The organism is Acuticoccus kandeliae, from assembly GCF_003073115.1.
This window is the reverse complement of record NZ_QBBV01000118.1, coordinates 1-341: the sequence shown is the minus strand read 5'-3', so window position 1 is coordinate 341 and position 341 is coordinate 1. Positions and strand designations below refer to the sequence as shown.

Below are 341 nucleotides of genomic sequence, written 5' to 3'. Positions count from 1 at the left end.
CTTCGCCACCGGTGTTCCTCCTGATATCTGCGCATTTCACCGCTACACCAGGAATTCCAGTCTCCCCTGCCGAACTCAAGTGATGCCCGTATCGACCGCACGCTCAGAGTTAAGCCCCAAGTTTTCACGGCCGACGCGACACACCGCCTACGAGCTCTTTACGCCCAATAATTCCGGACAACGCTCGCACCCTACGTGTTACCGCGGCTGCTGGCACGTAGTTGGCCGGTGCTTCTTCTCCAGGTACCGTCAATTGCTCTTCGTCCCTGGCGAAAGAGGTTTACAACCCGAAGGCCGTCATCCCCCACGCGGCGTCGCTGCGTCAGGCTTCCGCAGATCGG

The 341-nt window shown here is 59.5% G+C and carries 1 rRNA gene; it reads right to left on the bottom strand.

The annotated features are described in order from the left end of the window. Window positions 1-341 (bottom strand): 16S ribosomal RNA (locus tag DBV35_RS29555); the annotation flags it as partial.